The sequence below is a fragment of the Microbispora siamensis genome, from assembly GCF_016863095.1.
Taxonomy (GTDB): Bacteria; Actinomycetota; Actinomycetes; order Streptosporangiales; family Streptosporangiaceae; genus Microbispora; species Microbispora siamensis.
On the sequence record NZ_BOOF01000057.1, the window covers coordinates 38,116 to 59,804 of the forward strand.

20 protein-coding genes are annotated in these 21,689 nt (G+C 71.3%); 11 read left to right on the forward strand and 9 right to left on the reverse strand.

The features are described 5' to 3' along the window. Positions 1–5 precede the first annotated feature (5 nt). A complete protein-coding gene (locus Msi02_RS37105; protein WP_204052467.1) occupies positions 6–1,451 on the reverse strand; it encodes an aldehyde dehydrogenase family protein in 1,446 nt (481 codons plus the stop codon). A gap of 218 nt (positions 1,452–1,669) precedes the next feature. Between Msi02_RS37105 and Msi02_RS37110 the strand changes: the two genes are divergently transcribed. Beyond that, positions 1,670–2,299: a TetR/AcrR family transcriptional regulator gene (locus Msi02_RS37110; RefSeq protein ID WP_204052468.1), complete on the forward strand. Its 630-nt coding sequence runs from the start codon at positions 1,670–1,672 to the stop codon at positions 2,297–2,299. Positions 2,300–2,305: 6 nt separating this feature from the next. Here the strand turns inward: Msi02_RS37110 and Msi02_RS37115 are convergent, their stop codons facing one another. Continuing rightward, the gene (locus Msi02_RS37115) at positions 2,306–3,943 is read right to left on the reverse strand and encodes a PucR family transcriptional regulator (protein ID WP_204052469.1); all 1,638 of its coding nucleotides are present in this window, start codon (positions 3,941–3,943) and stop codon (positions 2,306–2,308) included. Between the two features lie 108 nt (positions 3,944–4,051). Between Msi02_RS37115 and gabT the strand changes: the two genes are divergently transcribed. The 3 genes from gabT to Msi02_RS37130 all read left to right on the forward strand — a co-directional run bounded on the left by gabT (position 4,052) and on the right by Msi02_RS37130 (position 7,024). Next, positions 4,052–5,401, forward strand: coding sequence for a 4-aminobutyrate--2-oxoglutarate transaminase (gene gabT, locus Msi02_RS37120; RefSeq protein WP_079318900.1), 1,350 nt, complete (start codon positions 4,052–4,054; stop codon positions 5,399–5,401). 170 nt (positions 5,402–5,571) lie between these two features. Further along, positions 5,572–5,820 carry a hypothetical protein gene (locus tag Msi02_RS37125; protein ID WP_079318901.1) on the forward strand — a complete coding sequence of 83 codons (249 nt, stop codon included), beginning with the start codon at positions 5,572–5,574 and terminating at the stop codon, positions 5,818–5,820. A gap of 109 nt (positions 5,821–5,929) precedes the next feature. Continuing rightward, positions 5,930–7,024, forward strand: coding sequence for a hypothetical protein (locus tag Msi02_RS37130; RefSeq protein WP_204052470.1), 1,095 nt, complete (start codon positions 5,930–5,932; stop codon positions 7,022–7,024). A 5-nt stretch (positions 7,025–7,029) separates the two neighbouring features. Here Msi02_RS37130 and Msi02_RS37135 read toward each other — a convergent pair whose 3' ends face one another. Continuing rightward, positions 7,030–7,620, reverse strand: coding sequence for a TetR/AcrR family transcriptional regulator (locus Msi02_RS37135; protein ID WP_204052471.1), 591 nt, complete (start codon positions 7,618–7,620; stop codon positions 7,030–7,032). Between the two features lie 103 nt (positions 7,621–7,723). Here Msi02_RS37135 and Msi02_RS37140 point away from each other — a divergent pair, with 103 nt between their 5' ends. Next, positions 7,724–8,335 carry a hypothetical protein gene (locus Msi02_RS37140; RefSeq protein ID WP_204052472.1) on the forward strand — a complete coding sequence of 204 codons (612 nt, stop codon included), beginning with the start codon at positions 7,724–7,726 and terminating at the stop codon, positions 8,333–8,335. 25 nt (positions 8,336–8,360) lie between these two features. Here Msi02_RS37140 and Msi02_RS37145 read toward each other — a convergent pair whose 3' ends face one another. The 4 genes from Msi02_RS37145 to Msi02_RS37160 form a co-directional block, all read right to left on the reverse strand. After that, positions 8,361–9,557 carry an extracellular solute-binding protein gene (locus tag Msi02_RS37145; protein WP_204052473.1) on the reverse strand — a complete coding sequence of 399 codons (1,197 nt, stop codon included), beginning with the start codon at positions 9,555–9,557 and terminating at the stop codon, positions 8,361–8,363. A gap of 73 nt (positions 9,558–9,630) precedes the next feature. Beyond that, on the reverse strand, positions 9,631–11,124 hold the full coding sequence (locus Msi02_RS37150; RefSeq protein WP_204052474.1) for a CoA-acylating methylmalonate-semialdehyde dehydrogenase: 1,494 nt from the start codon (positions 11,122–11,124) through the stop codon (positions 9,631–9,633). Then, complete coding sequence (locus Msi02_RS37155; RefSeq protein ID WP_204052475.1) at positions 11,111–12,406, reverse strand: aspartate aminotransferase family protein; 1,296 nt, start codon at positions 12,404–12,406, stop codon at positions 11,111–11,113. The genes Msi02_RS37150 and Msi02_RS37155 overlap by 14 nt, the downstream gene beginning before the upstream one ends. Before the next feature lie 69 nt (positions 12,407–12,475). Continuing rightward, positions 12,476–13,945: an MFS transporter gene (locus Msi02_RS37160; RefSeq protein ID WP_204052476.1), complete on the reverse strand. Its 1,470-nt coding sequence runs from the start codon at positions 13,943–13,945 to the stop codon at positions 12,476–12,478. 83 nt (positions 13,946–14,028) lie between these two features. On the opposite strand from Msi02_RS37160, the gene Msi02_RS37165 reads away from it, so the two are divergent. From Msi02_RS37165 to Msi02_RS37185, 5 genes are all read left to right on the forward strand, one after another. Then, positions 14,029–14,736, forward strand: a complete 708-nt coding sequence (locus Msi02_RS37165) for a TetR/AcrR family transcriptional regulator C-terminal domain-containing protein (RefSeq protein WP_204052477.1) — start codon at positions 14,029–14,031, stop codon at positions 14,734–14,736. Positions 14,737–14,803: 67 nt separating this feature from the next. After that, entirely contained in the window at positions 14,804–16,414 is a 1,611-nt protein-coding gene (locus Msi02_RS37170) for a PucR family transcriptional regulator (protein ID WP_204052478.1), read from the forward strand. Between the two features lie 17 nt (positions 16,415–16,431). Beyond that, positions 16,432–17,505: a DmpA family aminopeptidase gene (locus Msi02_RS37175; protein ID WP_204052479.1), complete on the forward strand. Its 1,074-nt coding sequence runs from the start codon at positions 16,432–16,434 to the stop codon at positions 17,503–17,505. Between the two features lie 96 nt (positions 17,506–17,601). Beyond that, on the forward strand, positions 17,602–17,805 hold the full coding sequence (locus Msi02_RS37180; protein WP_204052480.1) for a hypothetical protein: 204 nt from the start codon (positions 17,602–17,604) through the stop codon (positions 17,803–17,805). Between the two features lie 133 nt (positions 17,806–17,938). Then, entirely contained in the window at positions 17,939–19,408 is a 1,470-nt protein-coding gene (locus Msi02_RS37185) for a phosphodiester glycosidase family protein (protein WP_204052481.1), read from the forward strand. A 30-nt stretch (positions 19,409–19,438) separates the two neighbouring features. Here Msi02_RS37185 and Msi02_RS37190 read toward each other — a convergent pair whose 3' ends face one another. After that, the gene (locus Msi02_RS37190; protein WP_204052482.1) at positions 19,439–20,329 is read right to left on the reverse strand and encodes a phenylalanine 4-monooxygenase; all 891 of its coding nucleotides are present in this window, start codon (positions 20,327–20,329) and stop codon (positions 19,439–19,441) included. Positions 20,330–20,460: 131 nt separating this feature from the next. Here Msi02_RS37190 and Msi02_RS37195 point away from each other — a divergent pair, with 131 nt between their 5' ends. Then, on the forward strand, positions 20,461–20,934 hold the full coding sequence (locus Msi02_RS37195; RefSeq protein ID WP_079318913.1) for an Lrp/AsnC family transcriptional regulator: 474 nt from the start codon (positions 20,461–20,463) through the stop codon (positions 20,932–20,934). Between the two features lie 24 nt (positions 20,935–20,958). On the opposite strand, the gene Msi02_RS37200 is transcribed toward Msi02_RS37195, so the two are convergent. Then, positions 20,959–21,609 (reverse strand): formylglycine-generating enzyme family protein, encoded by a 651-nt coding sequence (locus tag Msi02_RS37200; protein WP_204052483.1) that lies wholly within the window; start codon positions 21,607–21,609, stop codon positions 20,959–20,961. Positions 21,610–21,689: the final 80 nt, after the last annotated feature.

Below are 21,689 nucleotides of genomic sequence, written 5' to 3' on the forward strand. Positions count from 1 at the left end.
TGGTTCTACAGCGTGAGGCCGGTGAGCACCATGACCTTCTCGTAGGTGAGGTCCTCCATGGCCGAGCGCAGCCCCTCGCGTCCCACGCCCGACTCCTTGACCCCGCCGTACGGCATCTGGTCGGCCCGGTAGGACGGCACGTCGCCGATGATGACGCCGCCGACCTCCAGCTCGCGGTTGGCCCGGAAGGCGACGTCCAGGCTGCGGGTGAAGACCCCGGCCTGCAGGCCGTAGCGGGAGTCGTTGACCGCGGCGAACGCCTCGTCGACCGAGGCGACCCGCTGCACGATCATGACGGGCCCGAAGACCTCCTCGCAGGCCACCTTGGCGTCGGCGGGCACGTCGGCCAGCACGGTGGGAGCGACGGTCGCGCCGTCCCTGGTGCCGCCCGCCAGCAGGCGCGCCCCGGCCGAGACGGCCTCGTTGACCCAGCTCTCGACGCGGATCGCGGCGTCCTCGCTGACGAGAGGACCGACCTGCGTCTTGTCGTCCGCGGGGTCGCCGGTCACGAGCGCGCCGACGGCGGCGACGAGCTTGTCGGTGAACGCGTCGGCGACCGTGTCCTCCACGATCACGCGCTGCACCGCGATGCAGCTCTGGCCCGCCTGGTAGTTGGAGAACAGCGCCACGCGGCTCGCCGCCCAGTCGAGGTCGGCGTCGGCCAGCACGACCGCGGCGGCGTTGCCGCCGAGTTCGAGCGTGACGTGCTTGCGCGGCACGCTGTCCATGATCGAGTAGCCGACCGGGCCGGATCCGGTGAAGGAGACGACCGGCAGCCTCGGGTCCTGCACGAGAGAGGACGCCCGGTCGTTGGGCACCGGCAGCACGGAGAACATGCCCTCGGGCAGGTCGGTCTCGGCCAGGATCTCGCCGAGGACGAGCGCCGACAGCGGGGTCGCGGGCGCGGGCTTGACCACGATGGGCGCGCCCACGGCGATGGCGGGGGCGACCTTGTGCGCCACCAGGTTGAGCGGGAAGTTGAACGGCGTGATCGCCAGCACCGGGCCGTACGGCACGCGGGAGACGTAGGCGAGCCGTCCCTGCGCCGCGGGCTCGGTGTCGAGCCGCTGCACCTCGCCGCTGAACCGGCGGGCCTCCTCGGCGCCGAAGCGGAACGTCGAGATCGCGCGGCCCACCTCGCCGCGCGCCCAGAAGATCGGCTTGCCGTTCTCCGCGCTGATCAGGCGGGCGATCTCCTCGGCGCGCTCGGTCAGCCGCCGGGCCACGTGGGCCAGCGCCTCGGCGCGTACGTGGATGGGCAGCGCGGCGGCCTGCTTGCGAACGGCGTGCGCGGCGGCCACGGCCTGCTCGACCTGCTCGGGGGTCGGCACCGAGTGGACGCCGACGACCTGGCCGTCGTGGGAATTGGTCACGGCCTGCTCGGCGTCCCCGGTCGCGGGGCGCCCGGCGAGCCAGAAGGGGCGGGGTTCGGAAGTGCGGCCTACGTCCATGTCTTCACGCTATGCCACCTGGTGGGAGCCGGTCGCTACTCCGGACGGGCCAATCACCGCCCCCCGCCGCGCCATCATGGACAACTTCTCCCATGTCACAGATGCGCGGCAATTTCATGATGTTTTCTGTTTCACTGCGGTTTGAAAGCCGAGCGGCATGGTTAAGTCATCATCCGGGTCTGTCGCGGGACCCCCAATATGAGAAGGGCTCGTCGCTGATGGGTACGCCGGCGCCGCTCGGTCTTCAGGGTGCCTACGCACGCGGCCATCGCAGCAACTACGACGAGCTGCGCACCCGTCTCCTCGACGTCGCCAACGACCTGCTCGCCAAGGCCGGGCCGGAGAGCCTCACCGTACGCAGGATCGCCGCCGAGGCCGGCTGCTCCACCCAGGTCATCTACACGATGTTCGGCAGCAAGGAGGGACTGGCCGAGGCGCTCTACCTGGAGGGCTTCGAGCGGTTCCGGCGGAGGCTGGAGGCCGTGCCGAAGCGCGACGACCCGCTGGAGCACCTGAGCCTGCTCGGTCCCGCGTACCGGGAGGCGGCGCTGGCCGAGCCCGGCTACTACAGCCTCATGTTCGAGCGGGCCATCCCCGGCTTCGTGCCGAGCGAGCGCGCCCGCACGCTCGCGAGGGCCGCGCTCAACATCGTGGACCGGGTGATCGCCGACTGCATCTCCGCGGGCCATCTCGTGCCCACCCAGCCCCGGAAGATCGCCGACGCGCTGTGGGCCGCGGCGCAGGGCGCGCTCAGCCTGGAACGTGCCGGGCATCTGCCCGACGGCAAGACGTACGACATCGTCACCGAGGCCGCCGTCCGCGCCTTCCTCGCACGCCCCTCCTCCTGATCCGCATCACAGGCACAGCGCGATCCACAGCTCGGCCCGGACGGCGGGGTCGTCCAGATCGCGGCCGAGCAACTCGCTCACCCGCTTCATCCGGTAGCGCAGCGTGTGCCGGTGCACGCCCAGGCGCTGCGCCGCGGCGTCCCAGTGGCCGTTACTGGCCAGGTAGGCACGCAGCGATTCGACCAGATCGGCGCGCGAGCCGTAATCGCGGAGCGGCGCGAGGATCGCCGCCGCGAACGACGCTGCGGCGGCCGGATCGAGCAGCGACAGCAGCCCGCGCCCGGCGAGTTCGCTGAAGCGCGCCACCGGCGAGGCCGAGACGAGCGCCCGCCGCGCCTGGTCGAGGGCCCGGTCGAGGGCGGTGGCGAGGGCCCGGTCTGGAGCACGGTCGGGAGCACGGGTGAAGGCGCGGTCGAGTTCGGGATCCGGGCTTTCCATGCGGTCTTCCACACGGCTCTCGGAACGGGCGATCTCCACGCCGGGTGCGCTCACACCCACCCGGCCGTGCCGCGCGGCCAGCGCGACGACCTCGTCGGCGTGCAAGTCCGGGGCCAGCACGACGAGCAGCCCTTCCCAGGGCGCGGTGAAGGTTCCCATGGCGGCGAAGCCCGCGCGCGGGCCCGGCGCCGCGCCGGCCAGGGCCTCGGTCAGTGCCTCCGGGTCGGCGGTGTCGCAGGCGAGGACCGTGACCGGCTCCCCCGGCAGCCGCATGCCCAGAGCCGCCAGCGTCTCCGCGGCGGCCCGCGCCTCACCGGCCAGCAGCAGCCGCAGCACCGCCGACCGCACGTGCGCCGCCGCCGAGCGCTGCTCCCTGCCCTGTTCAAGCGCCAGCGTCAGCAGGGACCCGGCCGCGTTGACGACCGTGTGCGCGATGGGCGAGAACGGACGCGGCGATCCCACCGCGAAGAATCCCCTCCGGCCCAGCGGCTGGACGACGACGTGCTCGTCCGGGGTGGACAGGGCGAGGCTCGCCAGGGACGGCGCGCTCCGCAGCCGGGCGATCTCGGGCTCCAGCGACCGTGCCGTCTCCCGCGCCCAGTCCCCCGCCGCGCCGCGCCTGTCACCCGGACCTGCGTGCTTGTCACCCGTATGACGGCCGGTCGCGTCGGCGGCGTGCCGTACGGCGCCCGCGGGGTCGAGCAGCAGAGCCCAGCCGCCGATCTCCCTGGACAGCCGGTCCACCACGGCCACCGGCCCCTCCCGCTGGAGGGCGGCGCGGGTGAGCCTGCCCTGGGCGGCGAAGGCGCGGCTGATCTCCTCGTACTGCTCCCCCGCGAGCAGGTCGCTGACGGCCTTGCCGATCGCGATGAAGGGGGTGTCCCTCGGCACCTCGACCAGCGGCAGCCCGGCGGACTCGGCCGCCTCGGCGAAGGCGGGCGGCACCGCGTCGTGGCTCAGCCCCACCCCGAACCCCAGCCCACTGACGCCCCGGGCCACGAGCCGGGAGACGTACGGCACGGCGTCGCCGGCGGACAGGCGCATGCCGGTCGTGAGCACCAGCTCGCCGCCCTCCAGGAACGGCGTGGGGTCCTCCAGCTCGCTCACCGCGACCCAGCGGACGGGGCGGTCGAGACCGTTCCGCCCGGCGAGAACCTCCAGGTGGAGCGGTACGATCGCGGTGATCCGGCGCAGCGTGGGTGCCACTGCTCTTCCCCCCGAACACCCGGCTTGTCCTCACCGGCCAAAAGTACGCCTACATTCTGACATAGCGGCATATCGGCTGGTGGCGGCGGCGGCCTTACCGTCGGAGACATGAGCACTGCCACCACGCACGGCGGCCCGCAGCTCCCACAGGAGCGCCGCCTCGTCACCGAGATCCCCGGCCCGCGGTCGCGCGAGCTTTTCGCGCGCAAGCAGTCCGCCGTGCCTCCGGGCATCGGCACCACGCTGCCCGTCTTCGTGACCCACGCGGGCGGCGGTGTGATCGTCGACGCGGACGGCAACTCGCTGATCGACTTCGGCTCCGGCATCGCCGTGACCAACGTCGGCAACGCCGCCCCCCGGGTGGTCGAGCGCGTGCAGAAGCAGGTCGCCGACTTCACCCACACCTGTTTCATGGTCGCGCCCTACGAGTCGTACGTCGCGGTGTGCGAGAAGCTCAACGCGCTCACGCCCGGCGACCACGAGAAGCGCACCTTCCTGGTCAACAGCGGCGCGGAGGCCGTCGAGAACGCGGTCAAGGTGGCCCGGCACGCCACCGGACGGCAGGCGGTCGTCGTCTTCGACCACGGCTACCACGGCCGCACGCTGCTGACGATGACGCTGACGGCCAAGAGCATGCCGTACAAGCACGGGTTCGGGCCGTTCGCGCCCGAGGTGTACCGGGTGCCGCTCGCCTACCCGTTCCGCTGGCCGACCGGCCCGGACAACTGCGCCGAAGAGGCCGCGGCCCAGGCGATCGACATGATCAACAAGCAGATCGGCGCCGAGAACGTCGCGGCGGTGCTCATCGAGCCGATCGCGGGCGAGGGCGGATTCATCGAGCCGGCCCGCGGCTTCCTGCCGAAGATCGTCGAGTTCTGCCGCGCCAACGGCATCGTCTTCATCGCCGACGAGGTGCAGACGGGCTTCGCCCGCACCGGCCACATGTTCGCCTGCGAGGACGAGGGCATCGTCCCGGACATCATCACCACCGCCAAGGGCATCGCCGGCGGCCTTCCGCTGGCGGCCGTGACCGGCAGGGCCGACCTGCTCGACCACGTCCACAGCGGCGGCCTCGGCGGCACGTACGGCGGCAACCCGCTCGCCTGCGAGGCGGCCCTGGGCGTGCTGGAGACCATCGAGCAGGACAAGCTCGTCGAGCGCGCCCGGCACATCGGCGAGGTCATGCTGCCCCGCCTGCGCGCCATCCAGGAGCACAACCCGATCGTCGGGGACGTACGCGGGCGCGGCGCGATGATCGCCGTCGAGCTCGTGGTCCCGGGGACCAAGGAGCCCTACCCGGCCGCCGAGATCGCGCGCAGGTGCCACGAGCAGGGCCTGCTCGTGCTCACCGCCGGGACGTACGGCAACGTGCTGCGCTTCCTGCCGCCGCTGGTCATCCCGGACCACCTGCTCGAGGAGGGCCTCTCCATTCTGGAGAAGGCGCTCAACGTGGACTAGACGGTTTGAACAACATCAAAAGGGGCACCCGGTCTGTTCCGAGGTGTCCCTTTTGTTGTTGTACGGCTTGCGTTATGCCTCGATTTAACCATCGCTTGGCCCGACTCGCGCCGATCACGAAGGGTAACCGCGTTATAACGGTTCCGATAGGCGATCGAGGGGGGACTTTGATGGGCTGGAACCCGAACGGCGCCGAGCGGCTCATGCTGACGTTCGACCCTGCCGGCCTCACCACCACGCAGCGCGACGGCGACGCCTGCGTCGTGTGCCACAAGAAGTGGCCCCGCCCCCGGGTCAAGGTCGGCACACTCCCCGACAACGCCCCCGTCCACGCCTGCGACGACTGCGCCGAGGCCCTGCTGCCCGCACCCGAGGGCAAGGTGCCGCTGCCCCGCCGCTCCCGGGCCGCCATGTCCTGACCCCTGGGGCGGCGGGGTTCAGCCCCACCCAGGACGTCTACGACCGGAGCCGGGTTGCTCCTGCTTTCGGGCCTTCCCACCGAGATCACTGCGCCCAATAATGCGCAATGTGGACAAACTGCGCGGCCTGCCGCCGCTGACTCTGGCCGCGCCGGCCGCGGGATCGGCCGCGATCCACTTCGGCGTGATGCCCGATCACTTCGCCGCGTCTCCCGGACACGGGGTGCTGTTCGCCGTCGCGGGATGCGTGCAACTGGCCTGGGCGGCGGCCCTGCTCCTGCGCCCCACGCAGCCGGTGGTGCTGACCGGCGGGTTCGTCAACCTCGGCCTGGTCGTGATCTGGCTGGTCGGCAGGACGGCCGGGCTTCCGCTCGGCCCTGACGCGTGGACCCCCGACCCCGGAGGCGCCCCCGAGGCGCTCGCGGCTCTCCTGGAGACGCTGCTCGCGGCCGCCGCGCCGGCCCTCGTCGCGTACGCGTCGGTCGCGGACGACGACGGCGCCGGCTCCCGCCGGCCGATCGGCATGCTCACCGGCCGGATCCCGTCGGCGGGAGGGGTGGGCGCGGCCGTGGTCGCCTGCCTGGTCGCCGCCGCGGTCGGCGTCAGTTTCACCTCCTGGGGCACCACGGCCTTCGACGAGATCCTGGTCGCGCGCCCCGCCACGGCCTCGCCCGGGCCACTCGCGGGACATCACCACCATGGGGCGGCGCAGCCCCCGGCCGCGGCGGCGGCCCAGGAGCCCCTCACGCCGGGCGCGGGCGTGGTGGCGGCCGACGCCGCGACGAGCGCGGCGCAGGCCCTGGCTGCCGCGGTACGGCGGGAGACCGCCGGTCGTCTGCCCACGGCGGCGGACGCGGAGCGGGCGGGCTACCGAGTCTGGACCGACAACGACGGCGTCCAGCAGCTCGCCAACCCCGCGCTGCTGCAGGACGGCCTGGTCCTCAACCCCGCGCAACCGGAGGTGCTTGTCTACCACGAGGGGAAGACCCTGCTGGGCGCGGTGTTCGTCATGCCGCCGGGCGCCCGGGGCCCGGCGATCGGCTCGCTCACGCCGTGGCACTCCCACACCTGCCCCCTCTGCGATCCGCCCGGCGAGACCGACATGCTGCACGTGTGGCTGGTCGACTATCCCGGTGGCGGGTTCGCCGACATCTCGGGACCGGCCCTCCAGGCCGCGGTCGCGAAGCTTCCCCCGGTCTCGTGACGTCGTCAGGTCGCCAGATCCTCCAGATGGGCGGCCAGCACGGCGCTCATGCGGTCGGGCGGCATCGACTCCGGCCGGGTCAGGAGTTGGACGCTCAGACCGTCGATGAGGGCGTGGAGCCGCGCCGCCTCGAACTCGGCATCCCGATGAGCGGCGAGCTCCCCCTCGTCGGCGAGCGCGCGGACGGCGATGGTCGCCACCTCCCCCGTGCCGTCGTTCGCCTGGCGCAACCAGTCGGCGGCGGCCGGGTCGCCCTGGGCGCGCGCGGTCAGTTGCAGCCAGACCTCGGCCTCCGCGCGCCGCTCCGCGTCCATGGGCAGCAACTGCTCCAGCAGGGCGCGTATGGCGACGCGGACGGGGCCCTGGAAGACGGTGGTCTCGATGCGCGCGCGGACCCTTGTGATGACGTGCTCCATCGCGAAGGCGAGCAGCTCCGTCTGGGTCGAGAAGTAGTGCCGCAGCGCGCTCGGTGACCAGCCGGCCTCCGCGGCGATGCTGCGGACGGTGGCGGCGCCGACGCCGTCCCGGCGCACGACCCGCCACAGCGCCTCGGCGATCTCCTCCCGCCGCACCTGGTGGTCCACGATCTTCGGCACAGCACTCCTTCCGCCCCGCCCTTCCCGCCACGCATCCCGCGGATTTTTATAGCACAATGTGTGAAAAAGCTTTTGTAGCACGCCGTGCGAAAAAGGAGCCGTGATGCTGTTCGGACTGATCGTCGCCTGCGAGGTCGCGTTCTGGGTGCTGCTGGGCGCCGGGCTCGCCGTCCGTTACCTCCTGCGCCTGCGGCGGCTCGGCGGCCTGCTGCTGCTCGCCGTCCCCCTGGTGGACCTGGTCCTCCTCGTCGCGAGCGTGGCCGACCTCCGTGGCGGCGGCCGGGCGGAGTTCACGCACGGGCTGGCCGCGGCCTATCTGGGGTTCACCGTCGCCTTCGGGCACGACATGGTGCGGTGGGCCGACGTCAGGTTCGCCCACCGCTACGCCGGAGGGCCGCCGCCCGACCGGCGCAAGCGTTACGGCAGGGAGCTGGCCCGGCACGAATGGCGCGCCTGGGGCAAGGGCATGATCGGCTGGGCCGTCGCCTGCGGTCTGCTGCTGGCCGGCGTCGTGGTCATCGGCGACATCGAACGCGCGGTGGCGCTCCTGGAATGGGCCGGCCGCCTGACGTTCGCCATGCTGGTCTGGCTGGTCTTCTGGCCGCTCGCCTACACCGTCATCCCCAAGCGCGCACCGGTGGATGCCCGCCCACCCCTGGACGCCCGCGAGTCCCACCACGACCGGGTGCCGCACAGCTCCGGTGAACAGAGCTGAGCGGAGCGCCGTTCCCGGGCGCGGATCAGGACACGATCCGCGACCAGCGCTCCACCCACTTGTCGTACGCCTCGGGACGCACGGCGAAGTAGACGCCCCGGAACGCCCGGGAGGTGCCGACGCGGTAGTCCGCGCAGATCCGGCGGGCCGCGCCGGTGCACCCCTCGGGGTTGGCCGGGGCGAGGCCCATCCAGGCGGACACCTTGCGCTGCACGTCCGCCGACATCGTGAAGTCGAGCCACTTGTACGCGCACGAGGGATGCGCGGCCTGGGCCGACACCATCCACGCGTCGGCCCATCCGGTCACCGGCCGGTCCGTCAGCGCCCTGACCGGCTTGTGCCCCTGCCTGAGCACGTCCAGATGGTACGGCGTGGCCTGCGCGAGCCGTACGGACCCGGTCGCGAAGCCCTGGACGACCTCGACGGGATCACGCCAGAAGGTGCGGCGGCCGTCCTTGCCGGAGGTGAACAGCTCGGCGGCGGCGTCGAGCTGGGCGTCGGTCAGGTCGAACGGGTCCTTGATGTCCGCGCCGGCGTCCGCGCCTTCGGCCTCGAGCGCCAGCGCGGCGTCGGCCAGCGACAGCGGACGGTCCCGAAGCATCACGGGCCCCTTGTCCGTGAAGAGCGACTGTGGGCCGTCGGGACTGACCTTGCCGGCGTCGTAGAGGATCTCGTTGGTCGCCCACACGTACGGCACGCCGTACACACGCTCGCCCCGGGTCACCGACGGCAGCGTGCGCAGCCGCTTGGGGATCTTGTCGTAGCCGTGCAGCAGAGCGGTGTTGAGCGGGGCGGCCTTGCCCTCGTTCATCAGCCTGCCGCCCACCTCGGGCGTCGCGGAGATCACGTCGAACGACGACGGCGGGAAGTCGCCCGGCTTCTCCTCCTGGCGCGGGTCGTAGTAACGCAGGCTGACCTTGCAGCCCGTCTCCTTCTCGAACGTGCCGACCCACTTGACCTTGGGATCGACGCCGCCCCACTCGGCGTACCCGTCGATCGCGACCACGCTGACCGTCCTCTCGCCCGGCCCGAGGGAGGCGACGGGGGTGGGCGTGGGGCCGCCGGACGACGGGCTGGGACCGGCGCCGCCGGAGGCCGTCGTCGCCGCGGCCGCCGAGACACCCGGCGTGGCCACCTCCGTCGCGGGCGCGGGCCGGCCGGCGCAGGCGGCGGCGAGCAGTCCCACGGCCGCGACCGTCGCGGCCACGTGTGTACGGCGCACGCACGACCCCCAGGAGAGAAGACGACGCCCCGAGCCTACTGGGCTCTACTGGTCCGGGGCGTCGCCTACGGCGTCAGGCGTTGGTCGGGAAGCCCAGGTTCACGCCGCCGTGGGAGGGGTCGAGCCACCGCGAGGTGACGACCTTGCCCCTGGTGTAGAAGTGGACCCCCTCGGTGCCGTGCACGTGCGTGTCGCCGAACAGCGAGGCCTTCCAGCCGCCGAAGCTGTAGAAGGCCATCGGCACCGGGATCGGCACGTTGACGCCGACCATGCCGACCTCGACCTCGTTCTGGAAGCGCCGGGCCGCGCCGCCGTCGTTCGTGAAGATCGCCGTGCCGTTGCCGTACTCGCCGGTGTTGATGAGCTCCAGGCCCTCCTCGTACGAGCGGACGCGCACGATCGACAGCACCGGGCCGAAGATCTCCTCGCGGTGGACGCGGGAGTTCGGCGGCACGTGGTCGAGGACGGTCGGGCCGAGCCAGAAGCCGTTCCCCCGGCCGCCGCGCACCGGGGTCTCCCGGCCGTCGATCACGAGCTTGGCCCCCTCCTCGACGCCGAGGTCGAGGTAGGACGCCACCTTGTCCCGGTGGGCGGCGGTGACGAGCGGGCCCATCTGCGACTCGGGATCGTTGCCGGGGCCGATCTGGAGGTCGCGCACCCGCGACACGATCTTCTCGACCAGCTCGTCGCCGATCGGCTCCACCGCGAGCACCACGGAGATCGCCATGCACCGCTCCCCCGCCGAGCCGAAGCCCGCGGAGACGGCCGAGTCGGCGACCAGGTCGAGGTCGGCGTCGGGGAGCACGAGCATGTGGTTCTTGGCCCCGCCGAGAGCCTGCACCCGCTTGCCGCGGGCCGTGCCGGTCTCGTACACATACCGCGCGATCGGCGTGGAGCCCACGAACGACACGGCCCGCACGTCCGGGTGCTCCAGCAGCCGGTCCACCGCCGCCTTGTCGCCCTGGACCACGTTGAACACGCCGTCCGGCAGCCCGGCCCGCTGCCACAGCTCCGCGAGCAGCAGGGACGCGGAGGGGTCGCGCTCGGAGGGCTTGAGCACGAACGTGTTCCCGCAGGCGATCGCCACCGGGAACATCCACATCGGGACCATCGCCGGGAAGTTGAACGGGGTGATGCCGGCCACCACGCCGAGCGGCTGACGGATGGAGTAGGAGTCGACCCGGGTCGAGACGTTCTCCGAGTAGCCGCCCTTGAGCAGGTGGGGGATGCCACAGGCGAACTCCACGACCTCCAGGCCGCGGGCCACCTCGCCCAGCGCGTCGGAGTGCACCTTGCCGTGCTCGGCCGTGATCAGCGCGGCCAGGTCATCGCGGTGCGCGTCGAGCAGTTCGCGGAACCGGAACAGGATCTGGGTGCGCTTGATGAGCGAGGCGTCGCGCCAGGCGGGGAAGGCCCGTGCGGCCGCCTCCACCGCGGCGTCGACCTCCTCGACCGAGGCCAGCGACACCTGACCGCTCACCTCGCCGGTCGCCGGGTCGAACAGGTCGGCCGTACGGCCGCCCTCGCCGGTCCGGGCGCCGCCGATCCAGTGGTTAACGTGCTTCATCGTTGACGGCCTCCAGAGCGGTGACGAGGATGCCCAGGCCCTCGCGGGCCTCGTCCTCGGTGAGCGTGAGCGGCGGAGCCATGCGCAGCGTGCTGCCGTACAGCCCGCCCTTACCGGCGAGCAGGCCGAGCCTCTTGGTCTCCTCCATGAAGCGGGCGGCCAGCGCGGGGGCGGGCGCGCCGGTGGCGGGGTCGACCAGCTCGATCGCGAACATCAGGCCCTTGCCCCGCACGTCGCCCACGACGGGCAGCCGGCCGGCCGCCTCGCGCAGCCCGGAGACGATGATCTCGCCGGTGCGCGCCGCGTTGGCCTGCAGGTCGTGGTCGAGCACGTAGTCGAGCGTCGCGTTGGCCGCCGCCATCGAGATCGGGTTGCCGCCGAAGGTGGACAGGCCCACGGCGTGCGGACCGTCCATGAGGTCGCCGCGCGCCACGATGCCGCCGACCGCGAAGCCGTTGCCGAGCCCCTTGGCGAAGGTCATCATGTCGGGCGTCACGCCGTGGTTCTGGATCCCGAAGAACGCCGATCCCGTACGGCCCCAGCCGGTCTGCACCTCGTCGGAGATGAACAGGATGCCCTCCTCGTCGAGGACCTCCTTGTAGGCGGCGAACAGCCCGTCGGGGGCCATCGTGAAGCCGCCCACGCCCTGGATGGGCTCGGCGATCAGCGCGGCGACGTCCTTGGTGACGGCCGTGGCGAGCACGTGGCGCAGGTCGTCCACGCAGGCCGCGATGTAGTCGGCGTCCGACATGCCGCGGAACTGCGCGAGGTGGCGGTCGGCGCCGTGCAGGAAGTGCACGTTGAGCGGCGACAGCGAGTTGTTCTTCCACGACCGGTTGGAGGTCACGCTGACCGCGCCGAACGACCGGCCGTGGTAGCTCTGCCGCATGGCGAGCACCTGGTCGGACCCGCGGGCGTAGGTGGCCAGCAGCAGGGCCGTCTCGTTGGCCTCCGTGCCGGAGTTGGTGAAGAAGACCTTGGCGTCCGGGATGCCCGACAAGCGGGCGATCTTCTCGGCCAGCTCGACCTGGCTGCGGATGAGGTACAGCGTCGAGGTGTGGACGACGCCGGTGGCGAGCTGGCGCTCGACGGCCTCACGCACCTCGGGCACGTCGTACCCGATCATGTTGGTGAGGATCCCGGCGAAGAAATCCAGATAGCTCTTCCCGTTCGCGTCGACGACGCGGTTCCCCTTGCCGCCGACGATTTCGATGGGCTCGTTGTAGTAGAGGGCCATCCAGTTCGGCATGACCGCGCGATGGCGTGCGAGAAGGTCCGACATGCTCCGAGTATCCCGGCTGGCGGGCGGCCGCCTCACCCGTCAGCCTGTCTGGGATACCGCGAATTTCCCTTACACAGTGGTGGGCGCCGGGGACTCCTGCGCGGGAGCCGCCCCGTCGACCTTCCGCCGCAGGACCAGCAGCGCGACCAGGGCCGCCGCGAGCGAGCAGGCCGCGCCCACCCACGAGCCGACGGACATCGCCGACACGAACGCGTCGCGCCCGGCCGCGGCCACGGCGGGGTCGCCCAGGGTCACCGCGACGCCGATCGACTCGCGCGCCGCGGGCGGCGCCGACTCCGGCATCGCCGCGGTGTACGCGCCGGCGAGCACGCTGCCGAGGACGGCCACGCTCAGCGCCATGCCGACCTGCTGCACGGTGTCGTTCAGCGCGGAGCCCACCCCGGCGCGCTCGGGCGGCACCGCGCCCATCAGCGTCGCGTACGCCGCGGGACCGGCCAGGCCGCCGCCCACCCCCATGACCATCAGGCCGGCGATCAGCGTGCCGTACCCGCCGGTGAGCGTGGACAGCAGCACGAACCCGGCGGCCATGACGACCAGCCCGGAGACGATGAGCACCCGGTTGCTCACCTTCTTGCCCAGCGACGCGCCCAGACCGTTGAAGACCATCGCCGCGACCACGTAGGGCAGCAGGGCGAAACCGGCCTTCAGCGGGTCGTAGCCCAGGACGAACTGCAGATACTGCGTGATGGCCAGCATCAGCGCGCCCGCGCCGAACGACAGCAGCACGATCGAGAAGCACGCCCCGCTGAACGAGCGGTCCCGGAACAGGCCGAGCGGCAGCATCGAGTGGGGGGTGCGGCGCTCCCACAGCACGAACGCCAGCAGGGCGGCCGCCGAGACGACCACGGCCAAGGGGTTGAAGCGCCCGCCGGGCGCCGAGATGACGGCCCAGACCAGCCCGCCCATCCCGGCCGTGGACAGGATGACCCCGAGCGGGTCGGCCCGCCGCGTCTCGCCGTACGTCTCGGGCATGAGCGCGAAGGCCGCGACGATCGCGAGCACCGCGATCGGCACGTTGATCAGGAAGACCGAGCCCCAGTAGTAATGCTGGAGCAGGAACCCGCCGACCGTCGGGCCGGCGATGACGCCCACCATGGCGACCGAGCTCCACGCGGCGATCGCCTTGCGCCGCTCGCTCTCGTCGAACACGGTGATCAGGATCGACAGGGTCGACGGCATCACGCAGCAGCCTCCGACGCCCATCAGCGCGCGTGCGGCGATGAGCTGCCAGGGCTCGGTGGCGAGCGTGGCCGCCAGCGAGGCCCCGCCGAAGAACGCCAGGCCGATCACGAGAACGCGGCGCCTGCCGTACCGGTCGGACAGGCTGCCGGCGGTGAGCAGCAGGCCCGCGAACACCAGGACGTACGCGTCGATGATCCACTGCACGTCCGACGGCGTCGCGCCGAGGTCGCGCATCAGCGACGGGATCGCCAGGTTGAGGACGGTGTTGTCCACGACCAGGGTCAGCAGGCTCAGACAGAGGACGCCGAGGATCCACCAGCGTCGGGGATGGGACATGAAGCTCACCTCGAACAGCGTGCGAGTAGACTCGGACACTGTACGACTCAATCGAACAGTGTGCGAGCGAATATTGTGAGGCCGTGTCAGCGAAGCCGTTCTCCTCGGTCTGGACCCGCGAGCGCAAGGGAGGGCGCGAGCAGGGCCTCAGCCGCGACCAGATCGTCCGGGCGGCCGTGGAGCTGCTCGACGCCGAGGGCCTCGACGCGCTGAGCATGCGCAAGCTCGGCGCCCGGCTCGGCGCGGGGGCGACCAGCCTCTACTGGCACGTCGCCAACAAGGACGAGCTGATCGAGCTCGTGATGGACGAGGTCTACGCGACCGTCGTGCTGCCCGAGGAGGCCGACTGGCGGGAGGCGGCGAGCGTCTTCGCCTACGCCATGCGCCAGGCGGTCTTCGACCATCCGTGGAGCGCGAGCCTCATCGGCGTGGTCCCCGGGCTCGGGCCGAACGCGCTCACGGCGGCCGACCGGCTGATGGGCGCCTTCGTCCGCGCGGGGTTCGAGGGCATCGACGTGGACTACGCCATGACGGCCGTGGTGTCGTACACGCTGGGAGCCACGATTCCCGAGGTCGCCTGGCTCAGCTCGCTGAAGGCGTCGGGCAAGAGCGTGTCGGAGCTGCAGGCCGCCGTGGACCCGGTCGTGATGAAGCTGTCGGCCGACCGGCCCAACCTGCTGGAGCGCTACCGGTCCTACGCCAAGGACTACGACCCCCTCGTGGCCCGCCGGCTGGCCTTCGAGTTCGGGCTGACGGCCCTCCTCGACGGTCTCGGCACGCGCCTGCACTGAAAATCAGCCCTCAATGTGTCAGCTACTGGGGGGTCATCCTTACATAATGATCAGGTAGCCTCTGAGCATGCTCCCCACGGTCGCCGACGTGCTCGCGCTGGACACCGTCCGGCGTGGCAGCCCCCGGGTGGTGGCGGGCGGCGACCGGCTGGACACCCGGGTCCGGTGGGTCCACGTAGGCGAGGTCCACGACATCGCCCACCTGTTACGCGGCGGCGAGTTGGTCCTCACGACCGGGGTGGCGCTGCCGAACGAGCCCGACAAGCTGGCCGACTACATCAGCGAACTGGCCGCCGTCGGCGCCTCGGGACTGATCGTGGAGCTCGGCCGCCGGTTCGTCCGCGAGCTGCCGAGGGCGGTGGTCAAGGCCGCGGAGGAGCACGGACTGCCCCTGATCACACTGGCCCGCGAGACGCCCTTCGTACAGATCACCGAGTCGGTCCACGCGCGGATCATCGACATCCAGCTCCAGGAGCTGCGGGCCTCCGAGCAGCTGCACGAGGTGTTCACCGAGCTGTCGGTCGAGGGCGCGTCCCCGGCGGAGGTGCTCAACCAGGTCACCCGCTTCTCCGGCCGCCCGGTGCTGCTGGAGAACCTCGCCCACCAGGTCCTGGCGTGCGACGCCGCCGGGGGCGACACCGGGAGCGTGCTGGCCAACTGGGAGACCAGGTCGCGGGCGGTCATGCCGGCCGAGCGGACCGCCTACGACGCCGCCGCCGGGTGGCTGGTGACCATGGTCGGCGCCCGCGGCCAGGACTGGGGACGGCTCATCCTGCTGTGCGACGGGCCGCCCAGCCCCCGCGACATCGTGCTCGCCGAACGCGCGGCGACCACGCTCGCGCTGAGCCGCCTGCTCGAGCGGCACCAGGAGTCCCTGGAGCGGCAGGCACACGGGACCATACTGACCGGCATCCTCACCCACGCGTACGCCGACCCCGACGAGGCCGCCGCCCGCGCCCGCGCCGTCGGCGTCCCGCTCACCGGCCGCAGGCTCGTCAGCGCCGTCATCCGGCTGACCGCGTCCGTCGGCACCGCGCTGGGCGAGCAGGCCAGGCTGGGCGAGCTCGCCGAGGCCGGCGCCGCCGCCTGCCGCGAGGCCAAGCTGCCCGCCCTGGTCGGGGCGCTGGACCAGAGCCGCGTCGGAGTGCTGCTGCCGCTGCCGCCCCGCATGGCCGCCGAGACCGCGCTCGGCGCGCTGGCCGAGCGCCTGCGGGCGAACTTCGCCACGCCGTTCGTGCTGGCGGCCGGCTCGGTCGTCGAGTCGATCAAGGACGTACGGCGCAGCTTCCTGGAGGCCGAGCAGGTGGCGGAGGTCGCGGTGCGCCAGCCCGACGGGCGGCCGTTCTACCGCCTGCCCGACCTGCGGCTGCGCGGCCTGCTGCACCTGCTGCGCGACGACGCACGGCTGCAGACCTTCGCCGAGCGCGAGCTGGGGGCCCTGCTGGCCTACGACGCCCAGCGGCACGGCGACCTGACCAGGATCCTGCGCATCTACCTCGACGCGGGACGCAACAAGGCCGTGGCCGCGCAGAAGGCCCATCTGTCCCGGCCCGCGTTCTACGACCGCCTGCGGCGGCTGGAGCGGGTCCTCGACACCGACCTCGACGACGTCGAGTCGTGCCTGTCGCTGCACGTCGCGCTGCTGGCCCTGGAGACCTTCCGCCGCGAGACCACCTGATCGAGAAGGGGCTGTCGTTGAGAGCACGGGATTTCGGCATCGTCATCGGCACCGGAACGCCCGGCGAGCACAACGCCATCACCGACGTTCCGGGAGTGCGGGTCGGGCACACGACGCTGATCAGCGGGAGCGGCCCGCGCGTGGTCGGCGAGGGCCCGGTGCGCACCGGCGTCACCGTGATCGTCCCCCACGAGGGCTCGGCCTTCGACGAGCCCCTCTACGCGGGGCTGCACTGGCTCAACGGCAACGGTGAGATCACCGGAATGGCGTTCCTCCAGGACTTCGGGCTGCTCGCCTCGCCGATCGGGCTGACCAATACCGGCTCGGTGGGCGTGGTCCGCGACGCGCTCGTCGAGATCGAGGTCGGCGCGCTCGGCAAGGGCGGGCGGGCGTGGTCGCTGCCCGTCGTCGGCGAGACCTGGGACGGCATGCTCAACGACATCGACGGCCGGCACGTGAAGGCCGCCCACGTCCGGGAGGCGTACGAGAAGGCCGCGGGCGGGCCGGTCGCGGAGGGCGCGGTCGGCGGCGGCACCGGGATGATCTGTCACGGCTTCAAGGGCGGGATCGGCACGGCCTCCCGGCTTGTGGACGGTTACACCGTAGGCGTGCTCGTCCAGGCCAACCACGGACGGCGGGAGCGACTGACGGTCAACGGCGTCAACGTGGGCAGGAGCCTCCCGGCCTCGGCGCTGTCCGACGAGGAGGCGGGGTCGATCATCGGAATCGTCGCCACCGACGCTCCCCTGCTGCCGCACCAGTGCCGCAGGGTGGCGCAGCGCGCCGGACTCGGCGTGGCGCGCACGGGAGGCGCCGGGGAGAACTCCAGCGGCGACGGCTTCCTGTGCTTCTCGACCGGCAACAGGAACCTGCCGGCGAACGCCCTCGACGCGGCCCCTCCGCGTACGTTCCAGGTCACGGTGCTGGCGGACGAGTACCTCGATCCGCTCTTCTACGCGGTCATCGAGGCGACCGAGGAGGCCGTCGTCAACGCGCTCGTGGCGGCCGAGACGATGACCGGAGCAGACGATTTGACCGTTACAGGGCTCGATGGGCGACTGCTTGCGGAGATGCTGACACCCGGAAAGTAGGTATGTCGTCCCGGGTGTAAGTCCTATCGCACGTGACTACTTTTCGTATACTCGCGCTCACGGGGTGAATCGTGCTTACCTCGAAACGTGCCCACGATGAGCGAACCCCAAATCAGCCCGACCGTCGTGGTACGGGCCCTGTCCGCGCGTTTCCCCAAATGGACCATCTGGTGGGGCGAGGCCACCACGCACTACTGGGGCATGTCCCGGCGGCGCGACGGACTGCTCGTCCACATCGAGGCCCGGTCCGCGCAGGAGTTCGTCCAGCGGGCCCGGGAGATCGACGCCGACACCCCCTGACGTTCATGCACTTATGTCCCTAACGCCCGATTTACCGTCGGGGAATTTCATACTCTTTGGCGCGTTTCCGTCGTCTCCGTAGGTGATTGTCGCCACGATGGTCCCGCAAGGATCACCAATGGGGAGTAATCGCATGAGACGCCGCCTGGTCGTCGGGGCCGCCGTACTGGCCCTGACGACGACCATCCCTTCGGCACCGGCCGCCGCCGAGCCCGTCGCCGGACTGCCGACGACGAACTTCCCCCTCGGCGAGCCCGGGATCCCGAAGTCGGCGGCCAAGAGCCTGGCCCCCGGAGTCGGCTACTTCACCCTTCGCCACGGCAGGCCACAGGACGGGTACACGGTCAGCGTCGTCGTCAAGGGCAAGGACTTCATGTCCGAGGCCAACGCACAGGCCCAGGCGACGGCCGTACAGATGGCCGGTCTCGAGCCCGTCATCGTGAAGTTCACCCGGCCGGCCGTCGCGGACCACCCCGCCGGCGACTACTTCATGGTGCGGGTGGGCAGCTGGCCGCTCGACCGGAAGGCCGAGGCCGCCGAGGTCGTCAAGCAGCTCAAGGACGCCGGGGTGAGCGCGAAGGTCGACTTCCAGGGCGACGACGGCTTCGTCACCACCGGCCCCTGGGACGTGCGGGTCATCGTCGTCGACCCGCATGCGTTCCGCGGCTCCTTCCATGCCTCGCTGGGCACGAGCGTCGCCAAGCGGGAGAAGGTCTCGGCCATGGCCTCCGCCGCCAAGGCCCTCGCCGCCGTCAACGGCGGCTTCTTCGACATCCACACGCTGCCCGCCTTCCGCGGCGACCCCACCGGCATCTCCGTCGTCGGCGGCAAGCTGCTCAGCGAGGCCGTCGCCGGCCGCGTGGGCCTGGTCCTGCGGGGCCGTACGGCCCGCATCACCGAGCTGTCGTCCTCGGTCGTCGCCCGTGCGGCCGACGGGACCACGGCCGAGGTGACCGGCCTCAACCGGGTGCCCAAGCAGGACGAGCTGGTCATGTACACCGAGGAACTCGGGCGGGACACCCCGCAGGACGACGGGACCGAGGTTGTCCTCGACGCCTCCGGCAGGGTGACCGCCGTCCGCGGGTCCGGCGGTCCCGTGGCGCCCGGGACGCGCGTGCTGCACGGCGTCGGAGCCGCCGCCGACTGGCTGGGGCAGCACGCGGGCGAGGGCACGACCGTCACGGTCACGACCCGGGTCACCGACCTGCGGACGAACAAGGCCATCCCGCTGACTCCGGAGACCAACATCATCGGCGGCGCGATCGGCCTGGTCAGGAACGGCAGGACCTCCATCACCGCGTCGCGGGACGGCATGGCCAACACCAACATGATCCTGCGGCGTCACCCGCGCACGCTCGCCGGCGTCACCCGCAACGGCAAGCTCGTCATCGCGGTCGTCGACGGCCGCGCGCCGGGCAGCACGATCGGCGCGTCGTTCTTCGAGGCGGCCGAGCTCATGCGCTGGCTCGGCGCGCGCGACGCGATCAATTTGGACGGCGGCGGGTCGACCACCATGGTCATCGGCGACAAAGTGGTCAACCGGCCGTCCGACGGCGTCGAGCGGGGAGTCGGCGACGCCCTGTTGATCGTCGGCGCGCGCTGAGCCGGATCACGACCTGGATCACGACCTGGATCACACTGTGGACGTCGCGAGGAGACGGGCGATCGTCTCGTCGTCGCAGGTGTCCCAGAACGTCCCGACCGTGTCTTCGAGGTGGTCGAACGAGGCCGCCTCGAAGAGCACCTCCTGGTACTTCGTGATGTCGTAGTGGGTGGTCCCCATCGCGGCGATGTCGAGCGGGCGGATGTCCATCCCGCGGAACTCCTCGATCTCGCCGTACGAGCTGAGGATCCCCGCGCCGTACGCCCTGAGTTCGCCGTCCTCCCGCATGACGCCGAACTCCAGGGTGAACCAGAACACCTTGGATACGAACTCCAGCGCCTCGTCGGTCTCCACTCGGCGTGCCGCCCGGCCCGCGGCCCGGTACAGCGCGGCGAAGCGGGGCGAGGCCAGAGTGTTCCCGTGCCCGATCACCTCGTGGATGACGTCCGGCTCGGGGGTGTAGAAGGGCACGGAATGGTGCCGGATGTACTGGGTGGAGTGGAACAAGCCGTCCGCCAGGACGCCGTAGAACTCACGGAGCGGGACCAGCCCGGCCGCGGGCAGGTAGCGGAACCCGGTCAGCGGCTCCAGAAGGTCGCCGACCTCCTGGAGTTGCGGGATGCGGTCCTCGGGCAGGCCGAGCCGCTTGGTCGCGTCGAGGAACTCGCGCACCGCGTACTTCTGATGCTTGACCGCCAGTTCCTTCGTGACGAGCGCCCACACGTGGTGCTCCTCGTCGGTGTACTCGGCGGTCGGGATGGGATCACCGGGGGTGTGACCGAGCGCCAGCGCCGCGATCGCATTGCGCCGCTGACGGTAGACGGCGTCCGCGAAACCGGGGTGGCTCGTGGCCAACTCGACGACGACGGACCCGTCGTCCTTCGTCGCCACCGGAGCGAAATACTGCGCTTCTTCGAACATACTCCCATATGACAGCAAGTAACGGTTTGGCTGGCAAGAGTGACCAGTCGAGGTGTGCGAAACGCTCAAATCAGCGTGATTCTGATAGCTGGCGCTGGTCGAATCGCTCAGTCGGGGCGTACCCTCGGCGCATGCTCGACGCGCTCGACAGCCGCCTGCTGACAACCATGCGGGCCAACCCCCGGATCGGGCTCACCGAACTGGCCCGCCTACTCGGCGTGGCTCGCGGCACCGTGCAGGCGCGGCTGGACAAGCTCACCGCGCGCGGCGTCATCAGCGACTTCGGTCCGACGGTCACGACGGAGCAGATCGGCTACCCCATCCTCGCCTTCGCGTCCCTGCAGATCGCGCAGGGCCGGCTTACCGAGGCCGTGCAGTGGCTGGCCGGCGTCCCGGAGATCCTCGAGGTGTACGGCACCAGCGGCCAGGCCGACCTGCTGTGCCGCGTGGTCGCCCGCAGCACCCCGCACCTTCAGGAGATCATCGCCCGCATCCTCGCCTCACCCGCCGTCCAGCGCACCGACACGACGATCGCCCTGTCGACCCAGATCCCCTTCCGGATCGAACCTTTGCTGCAGGCCGCGGTCACACCGCCCACGCCGTAACGACCGCGCGGGAGTGGACCGGGCTCAGGCAGAGCGGGCGAGGCGGAAGCCGAGGTCGTCGATGCGGAACGTCGGGTGGCTTTTGCGGCGGCACGACGCCCGGCATCCCCTGGGCAGGTCATGCGCCCCTCCACCGCGGAACACCCGGTAGGGGCCGTACACCGTGGCGTCGTAGACGTCCCAGCACCATTCCCACACGTTCCCGATCATGTCGTACAGGCCCCACGCGTTCGGTGCCCTGGCCCCGACGTCGTGCACTCGCCCGCCCGAGTTCTCCCGATACCAGGCGATCTCGTCGAGTGCCCCGTACCGCACGTCGGTCGTCCCGGCCCGGCAGGCGTACTCCCACTCCGCCTCGGACGGCAGCCGGTACCCGTCGGCATCCCAGTCGCAGACCACGTCCTGTGCGTTGACGTCGCCTCCGATCGAGTAGCAAGGAGTCAGCCCCGACGCTTCCGAGAGAAGATTGCAGAACCGGACCGCGTCGTTCCAGGAGACTTCGGTCACCGGGGTCAACGGTCCCGCCGAACTCGATGGGGTCTCACCCGTGACGGTTCGGTACAGCTCAGCGGTCACGGGATACGGCGCCAGCAGGAAATCCTCGACCGCCGCCACCCAGTTCGTCCGCGTCCCCTCGTCCCGAAGCAGAATCCTCCCCGCCGAAATCAGGATCATCTGCTCTGCACCAGACTCCACACGACCCCCGAGGAAAAGCCCTGAACACGGGGGGAAACATCCCCGGAAATGCGGAAGGA